A 7,002-nucleotide genomic window follows, 5' to 3' on the forward strand; every position below is an offset into this window, starting at 1 on the left:
TTCCGGGGTGTGGCGCCCCAGAAAGATGGCGCCGGCATGACGAATGTTTTTCGCCCACTGCTCCGCGTCATCAATGGATAACTCCAGGTGTTCGGAGGCGATGCGGTTGGCAATGTCGATGGCCTGATCCAGGTCGCTGACCTGAATCAACGCGCCGCGGTTTTTCATGGACGTGCGGATAATGGTTTCCCGCTCCAGGGTCGCCGCCAGCGTTTCCATGGATTCGGCCACCTGTTGCAAGAACGCCGCATCCGGGGATACCAAAATGGCCTGGGCTTCTTCGTCGTGCTCTGCCTGGGAAAACAGATCCATGGCGATCCAGTCCGGGTCGGTCTTGCCGTCGCAAACCACCAGAATTTCCGAGGGGCCGGCAATCATGTCGATACCGACTTTGCCGAACACCTGCCGCTTGGCTTCGGCCACATAGATGTTGCCGGGGCCAACGATTTTGTCCACCGCCGGCACGGTTTCCGTGCCGTAGGCCAACGCGGCCACCGCTTGCCCGCCGCCCAGGGTAAAGAGCTTGTCGACACCGGCGATGGCCGCTGCCGCCAGCACCATGTCATTGATGATGCCGTCCGGGGCGGGCGAGACCATGATGATTTCGCCCACGCCGGCCACCTTGGCCGGCAGCGCATTCATCAATACGGAACTCGGGTACGCCGCCTTGCCACCGGGTACGTAAATGCCCGCGCGGTCCAGTGGCGTCACCTGCTGCCCCAACAAGGTGCCGTCGGCTTCGCGGTAGTGCCAGGAATCCTGCTTCTGCTTTTCATGGTAACGACGCACGCGCTCGGCAGCGGCTTCCAGGGCCTCACGCTGCTCGACAGGAATGCGCGCCAGTGCGGCTTGCAACTGGGCGTGATCCACCACCAGTTCACCCATGCCTGACACGTCACGACGGTCAAAGCGGTTGGTGTATTCCACCAGTGCCGCATCGCCACGCTTGGCCACATCCTTGAGGATGCCACGCACACGATCCGCCACTTCTTCGTCGCGCTCTTCCGACCAGGCGGTGAGCGCAGCCAGCTTGGCATCGAAATCCGCATCTTGGGCGTTAAGCCAGGTGGTTTCCATGATCTCTCTCGTTCAACGCAACAGGCCTGCACGCATCCAGCCACCCGCGTGACCGCGTGAAGCGTGTTGCATGCAAGCGTTAACTTACTCCGCTTTTACCCCGCTTTGCGGGACGCCACTGCCTCGGCCAGCTTGTCGAGGATCGTCTGGATATCACTGTGACGGGTCTTCATGCTGGCCCGGTTGACGATCACACGGGTAGAAATGTGGGCGATCAGCTCGGTGGGCTCCAGGCCGTTGGCGCGCAGGGTATTGCCGGTATCAACAATATCCACGATGCGGTCCGCCAGCCCCACCAACGGGGCCAGTTCCATGGCGCCGTACAGCTTGATCACTTCTGCCTGCTTGCCCTGCTGGGCGTAGTAGGCCTTGGCCACATTCACAAACTTGGTGGCCACGCGCAGGCGGCTGCCGGTTTCCGGGGCGTCCTTCATGGCCGCCACCATCAGTTTGCAGCGGGCAATATCCAGATCCACCGGCTCAAACACCCCGTCGCCACCGTGCTCCATGAGCACGTCTTTGCCGGCCACACCGATATCCGCCGCGCCATGCTGCACATAGGGGGGCACGTCTGTGGCGCGGATGATGATGATTTTCACGTCGTCACGGGTGGTGTCGAAAATCAGTTTGCGTGAGGCCGCCGGGTCTTCCAGCAGCTCAATGCCTGCGACTTTCAGCAGCGGCAGGGTTTCCTTGAGAATGCGCCCTTTGGAGAGGGCGATGGTCAATGGCTTGCTCATCACAGATCCCGATCCGATCAGCGTGGTACGCGACGGATGATCGCGCCCAGCGATTGCAGTTTCTCTTCAATGCACTCGTAACCACGATCAATATGGTAGATGCGGTCCACGGTGGTATCACCGGACGCCGCCAACGCGGCGATCACCAGTGAGGCCGAGGCGCGCAGGTCCGTGGCCATCACCGGCGCACCGGTAAGCTGCTCGACACCCCGGCAAATGGCGGTGTTTCCCTGCACTTCGATGTCCGCGCCCATGCGGTTCATTTCCTGCACGTGCATGAAACGGTTTTCGAAAATGGTTTCGACAATGGTGCTGGTGCCTTCGGCGACCAGATTCAGGGCCATGAACTGGGCCTGCATATCCGTGGGCATGGCCGGGTACGGTGCGGTGCGCAAGGACACGGCCTTCGGGCGGCGCCCTTCCATGTCCAGCTCGATCCAGTCGTCGCCGACGGTGATTTTCGCCCCGGCTTCTTCCAGCTTCTGCAGCACCGCATCGAGAATACCCGGCACGGTGTCCTTGGTCTTGATGCGGCCACCGGTGATGGCGGCGGCAATCAGGTAGGTGCCGGTTTCGATACGGTCAGCAACGACCTGATGGTGGCAACCGGTTAGGCGCTCAACCCCTTCAATGACAATAGTGTCAGTGCCGGCACCGCTAATCTTGCCGCCCATGGCATTGATGAAGTTGGCCAGATCCACCACTTCCGGCTCACGGGCTGCGTTTTCCAGGTAGGTGGTGCCGTCGGCCAGCGCCGCCGCCATCATCAGGTTTTCGGTACCGGTTACGGTGACCACATCCATAACGATGCGAGCGCCCTTCAAGCGGCCGTCCACACTGGCATTCACGTAGCCATTGGCCACTTCGATCTCGGCCCCCATGGCTTCCAGGCCACGCAGGTGAATATCCACCGGACGCGAGCCAATGGCACAACCACCAGGCAAGGAAACCGACGCCTTGCCGAAATGCGCGACCATGGGGCCAAGCACCAGGATCGACGCGCGCATGGTTTTCACCAGCTCATAGGGCGCGGTCAGTTCCTTGATGGTGGTGGCGTTCACTTCCACATTCATGCGGTCATCGATCACCACATGGACACCCATCCGGCCGAGTAATTCGATCAGGGTGGTCACATCCTGCAGGTGCGGCAGATTTCCCACCGTCACCGGCTCATCAGCCAGCAGCGTGGCCGCCAGAATCGGCAGTGCCGCATTCTTGGCTCCGGAAATACGAATGTCGCCGTCGAGCCGCTGGCCGCCGGTGATGATCAATTTATCCATGAACAGTCTCTAGATGGTTGCGTTCTTCCAACCCGTTTTCGGCCTGTGGCCGGGGTCAGGACAGGCCCTGATTCTGGGCTTTTTCCCACTCCGCCGGAGTAAAGGCAAGAATCTGCACGGCATGGATGGTGTTGCTTTTGATCTGCTCGTCGATGGTGGCATACACCAGCTGCTGGCGTTTCACCGGCATCAGGCCGGCAAAGGCCTCTGACACCACACGAATCTGGAACCGGTCACCGCCGCCTTCCACTGCCACATCGGCATTGTCAAAACCGGCATCAACCAATGCCTGAACTTCTTCCGGATTCATCTTTGCTCCTCATCAGGGCCTTGGTCAGGCCCAAACAGCACTGGAGCGGCCTGCAGCCGCTCCATCAAATCGTCATCAAGGGCGTAATAATACGCGAGCCCGCTGCCCCTTACCACGGCAGGCGGGTTCACTCGCCCTGTTTGGCCTCGTCGATGCCGGCATCAATCTTGGCATCCGCAGACCAGTTATCGATCACCTTGTCGATATCGTTGTACTGCTGCATCCCCTGGGCGAACTGACTCTTGAAGGTATCGCGCAGATCCAGGCCATTCACATACACATTGATCACTTTCCACTGATCATCACGCAGGAACAGGGTGTAGTAGATCGGCACCACCTGCCCGGAGTTGGTTTTCACCTCCATGCGCACCCTTGCATAGTCGCCTTTACGGTCGCCGTCCTGCATGGGCAAGGTTTCGATCTTCTGCCCGTCATACAGGGTGATGCCGGATGCGTAGGTGTTGATCAGGCTGTTTTTGAACACGTCCAGAAAACGGTATTTCTGCTCCTTGCTGGACGGGCCAAAGTAATCGCCCATGACCATGCGGGTAATGCGCTTGAAATCCACCAGGTCCGCCAGCTCTTCACGGACCAGCGCCTTGGCCTTGTCCGGATCCGCCTTGAGCGCCTCGCGCTCGGCCTCGATGCGGGATGTCATCCGTTCCACGGCGTCCGACACCACCTGGCGCGGATCGCTCTCGGCATGGGCCAATGTGGCCATGCCTGCCAACAGCAGCACCAGGCCGGCGTGCAGCCACGTTCGAATATACCGTTGCAAATGCATAGATTACTCCCTGTTAGTCTCCGGCGGTTTTACGGTGTTCTTTACCCCCTGTCCAGTCATCAACAGCGGCAACATCGTGAACCTTGATTGTTTTATTGGAGTCACAGAGTTCGATACGGTTCCCGCCGTAGAGACCAGGTTACCGATTTCGGGTCAACGTGAAGGGGGCAACCGGTGTATAATCGCCGCCAACGCCAAGGAGAACGCATGAGTCACGACCATATCAGCGTCGGTCAACGGGTACTGGATATCGAAGCCCGGGCCGTGGATGCCCTGAAAGACAGCCTGGACGCCAGCTTTTCTGCTGCCTGCGATCTGATGCTGAATGCCAAAGGCCGCGTGATCGTCACCGGCATGGGCAAAAGCGGGCATGTGGGCAGCAAACTGGCGGCCACCCTGGCCAGCACCGGCACCCCCTCTTTTTTTGTGCATCCCGGTGAAGCCTCCCATGGCGACTTGGGCATGATCACCCCGGACGATGTGGTACTGGCGCTCTCCAATTCCGGCGAAACCGCCGAGGTGCTGGCCATTCTGCCGGTGATCAAACGCAAGGGCACTGGCCTGGTTGGCATGACCGGCCGGCCGCAATCCGCGTTGGCCCAACTCTCCGACGTGCACCTGACCGTCGCCGTGGCAGAAGAGGCCTGCCCCCATAACCTGGCACCCACCTCCTCCACCACGGCAGCCCTGGCCATGGGCGACGCCCTGGCCATCGCCCTGCTGGAAGCCCGCGGCTTCACCCCGGAAGATTTTGCTCTCAGCCACCCCGGTGGCAGCCTGGGCCGTCGCCTGCTACTGAAAGTGGATGACATCATGCACGCTGGCGAACAGCTTCCCGTGGTCAGCACGGATACTTCACTCAGCGAAGCCCTTCTGGAAATGACCCATAAAGGCCTGGGCATGACCGCCGTCACCCACGACGACGGCACCCTGGCGGGCATCTTTACGGATGGTGACCTGCGCCGCATATTCGACCGGGACATCGATATTCGCAAAGCCACCATTGCCGAGGTCATGGTTACCGACCCGATCACCATCGCGCCGGGCCACCTGGCGGCGGAAGCCCTGCAAGTCATGGAGACCCGTAAAATCAACGGGCTAATGGTGTGCGATGATGCGGGCAAGCCCCTCGGCGCCTTCAACATGCAGGACCTGCTCCGTGCGGGGGTGGTATAAATGCCCATGCACTTTTCCTCCGTTGATGCCCAGAACCTGCGCCTGATGGCGTTTGACGTGGACGGCGTCATGACCGACGGCCGCCTGCTATTCGGCCCCCAGGGCGAAGAACTGAAAGTCTTCAACACCCTGGACGGCCACGGCCTGAAAAAACTGGCCGCCAGCGGCGTGACCCTGGCCATCATCACCGGGCGTAACTCCCCCATGGTGGCCAAACGCGCGGCAGACCTGGGCATTGAACACGTCATCCAGGGTCGCGAAGACAAAGGAGTGGCACTGGAAGCGCTGGCCGACTCACTGAACATCGCCGCCCATGAAACCGGTTATGCCGGCGACGACGAACCCGATGTGAGCGCGCTGCTCTGGTCCCGATTGAGTTTTGCCCCGGCCAACGCCCACGACTGCGCCAAAACCGCCGCCGATCACGTTACCGAGCGCCGCGGCGGCGAAGGCGCAGTGCGGGAAATCTGCGACGCCATTCTTGCCCTGCGGAGCCAGGCATGAAACGTCAAGGTCTATTAAGCGCCACCGGCATCCTGCTGCTGGGGCTGGTCATGCTGATGACCCTCCACGAGTGGGACAGCACCCTGCCCGGCCAGGACAATGCCGTGCTGGAGGCACCAGCAATCATTGCAGATAACGTTACCGCCCGGGCCTTCAGTGAAGAAGATGGCAGCCTGCAATACCATCTGACTGCGGACAATCTGGTGCAATTCGATCACAATCCGCTCACCGAAATGCAGGCCCCGGTGCTGGTCATGGCCAACGACAAGGGCAGCTGGACCATCACCAGCGAGCACGGCACCGTGGAAGACAACGGCGACCTGATTACCTTTCTCGGCAAGGTCAACGTGGACAACCCCACCCAGAAAGTGAACCTGGACACCGACGAACTGCGCTTCAACAGCGACACCAATATCGCCACAACACCCGGCGAAGTGGAAATGACATTCGACTCCGGCCAGACTCGTGCCGGCGCCCTGGAAGCCGATCTCGACAAGGGCATTCTGAACCTGAAACAAGGAGTGAAGAGTGAGTTTGAAGCACCGGCTTCATAGCACCCACCGCCTCGCCATACTGGCTTTGCTTGCCGCTTTGCCCATGGGCGCTCATGCCGCCCCCATGGAAGGCCCCATTCAGGTCACGGCGGACAGCGGCCGTTTTGAGCAGGATGCCGGCAGCGGTCTTTACCGTGGCAACGTGGAACTGATTCAGGGCAAACGCAAACTGTTTGCCGACGAAATGCGCCTGTTCACCAAAAATGGCGACCTGGTCCGGGTCGAAGCCAGCGGCACCCCGGTGCGCATGGAAGAAGGCGAAGGACTCAACGCCCATGCTGAAAATCTGGTGTACGACATCAAGGCCCGCACCCTGGTTCTCACCGGCGACGCCTACATTGAACACCAAGGCAACACCTTCGAAGGCGCCAAGGTGGAATACAGCCTCGATTCCAAGCGCGTGGATGCCAGCAGTGAAGGCGACCAGCGGGTTCGCCTGGTGATCCCCGCCGAGAATCAAACCCGCGAAACCAGCGGTGACGCCGACACCACCGGTGGCGATTCCAGCAACGAAAAAGACACCCCCAGTGAGGACAGCAACACCGCCTCACCTGATGCGGAGCCCAGCACACCATGA

9 protein-coding genes are annotated in these 7,002 nt (G+C 60.5%); 4 read left to right on the forward strand and 5 right to left on the reverse strand.

Annotation, left to right across the window (positions count from 1 at the left end; genetic code table 11):
- The 5 genes from hisD to A3754_RS11765 form a co-directional block, all read right to left on the reverse strand.
- Nucleotides 1–1,077: histidinol dehydrogenase (hisD, locus tag A3754_RS11745; RefSeq protein WP_063519837.1), on the reverse strand; the 1,077-nt coding region annotated here is incomplete at its 3' end.
- A 95-nt stretch (nucleotides 1,078–1,172) separates the two neighbouring features.
- Nucleotides 1,173–1,817 carry an ATP phosphoribosyltransferase gene (gene hisG / locus A3754_RS11750; protein WP_063519838.1) on the reverse strand — a complete coding sequence of 215 codons (645 nt, stop codon included), beginning with the start codon at nucleotides 1,815–1,817 and terminating at the stop codon, nucleotides 1,173–1,175.
- 17 nt (nucleotides 1,818–1,834) lie between these two features.
- Entirely contained in the window at nucleotides 1,835–3,097 is a 1,263-nt protein-coding gene (gene murA / locus A3754_RS11755; RefSeq protein ID WP_063519839.1) for a UDP-N-acetylglucosamine 1-carboxyvinyltransferase, read from the reverse strand.
- 55 nt (nucleotides 3,098–3,152) lie between these two features.
- The gene (locus A3754_RS11760; protein ID WP_063519840.1) at nucleotides 3,153–3,407 is read right to left on the reverse strand and encodes a BolA family protein; all 255 of its coding nucleotides are present in this window, start codon (nucleotides 3,405–3,407) and stop codon (nucleotides 3,153–3,155) included.
- A gap of 127 nt (nucleotides 3,408–3,534) precedes the next feature.
- Nucleotides 3,535–4,191 carry a phospholipid-binding protein MlaC gene (locus A3754_RS11765; protein ID WP_063519841.1) on the reverse strand — a complete coding sequence of 219 codons (657 nt, stop codon included), beginning with the start codon at nucleotides 4,189–4,191 and terminating at the stop codon, nucleotides 3,535–3,537.
- Between the two features lie 207 nt (nucleotides 4,192–4,398).
- Here A3754_RS11765 and A3754_RS11770 point away from each other — a divergent pair, with 207 nt between their 5' ends.
- The 4 genes from A3754_RS11770 to lptA are packed head-to-tail and all read left to right on the forward strand — an operon-like array spanning nucleotide 4,399 to nucleotide 7,002.
- Entirely contained in the window at nucleotides 4,399–5,367 is a 969-nt protein-coding gene (locus A3754_RS11770; RefSeq protein ID WP_063519842.1) for a KpsF/GutQ family sugar-phosphate isomerase, read from the forward strand.
- Nucleotides 5,368–5,871 carry an HAD family hydrolase gene (locus tag A3754_RS11775; RefSeq protein WP_063519843.1) on the forward strand — a complete coding sequence of 168 codons (504 nt, stop codon included), beginning with the start codon at nucleotides 5,368–5,370 and terminating at the stop codon, nucleotides 5,869–5,871. It abuts the gene before it with no gap.
- Nucleotides 5,868–6,425, forward strand: a complete 558-nt coding sequence (gene lptC, locus A3754_RS11780; protein WP_063519844.1) for an LPS export ABC transporter periplasmic protein LptC — start codon at nucleotides 5,868–5,870, stop codon at nucleotides 6,423–6,425. Before A3754_RS11775 ends, lptC begins: the two co-directional genes overlap by 4 nt.
- On the forward strand, nucleotides 6,400–7,002 hold the full coding sequence (gene lptA / locus A3754_RS11785) for a lipopolysaccharide transport periplasmic protein LptA (RefSeq protein WP_063519845.1): 603 nt from the start codon (nucleotides 6,400–6,402) through the stop codon (nucleotides 7,000–7,002). Before lptC ends, lptA begins: the two co-directional genes overlap by 26 nt.

The organism is Alcanivorax sp. HI0083, from assembly GCF_001635175.1.